The sequence below is a fragment of the Micromonospora sp. D75 genome (assembly GCF_018070405.1).
GTDB lineage: Bacteria > Actinomycetota > Actinomycetes > Mycobacteriales > Micromonosporaceae > Micromonospora > Micromonospora chalcea.
In genome coordinates this window covers 1-762 of record NZ_JAGPXV010001113.1, presented here as the reverse complement: position 1 = coordinate 762, position 762 = coordinate 1, and the positions used below count along the sequence as shown (strand labels likewise).

Sequence of the window (762 nt, the reverse complement as noted above, 5' to 3'; positions counted from 1 at the left end):
CAGTAGAAGTTGGGCTGGGCTTCGTAGCGCACGTCCAGCTCACGCTCGCCATGACCGCTCTTGCGGTCGGCGACGATGGCGGCCTTCTCGGCCGGGGTGGCCTGGGCGGCGACGGCGGGGCCGGCGATCCCACCGGCGGTGGCGACGACACCGGCAGCGGTCAGAACGGTCTTGCGCAGCAGAGTGGTAGCCATGATCAGTTGCCTCTCTGTCGGGGGTACGCGGCGATGGGGGATGCCGCGAAGAAAGATCAGGTGGCCCGGTATGTGCGTCGGGCCGGTGGCTCGCTCGGGCGGCCAGGGGGACGGCCTGCTCCGGCGGCTCGGGGATGTAACGACCCGCGCCCCGGGGTCATTCCCGGCGGGCGGTCCTGCGGCCTGCTCGATCGGCGCTGTCGGCCTGCTCGGCGGCCCGGGGATGTAACGACCGGCGTCCCGGCCTCATTCCCAGCCCGCCGGGGGCGGGGCGGGGTGGTCGGCGGGTGCGGCGCGGTCTGCCATGTACAACGCCCCGCACCCCGCCCCGATTCCAGCCCAGCCGTGGCGCCCACCACCCCGAACCCGGACAATCCACCCAGCCCCCGCCCGGCGTTGATCAAGGAGTTCGTGTCCGACAGACCACCCAGAACAGACACAAACCCCTTGATCACCACCCGAGGGCCCAACCCCCGATCGCGATCTTGCGCTTGCGGCCCTTGAGGTGCCCGATTCGCACCTTTTTCCGGGGCGTCAACTGCAAGATCCCGCAAACTCCTTGGTCGAC

General features: G+C 70.6%; 1 pseudogene. It reads right to left on the bottom strand.

Annotated elements, in window-relative coordinates:
• Positions 1–194: pseudogene (locus tag KBX39_RS32370) on the bottom strand (phytochelatin synthase); the annotation flags it as partial.
• Positions 195–762: the final 568 nt, after the last annotated feature.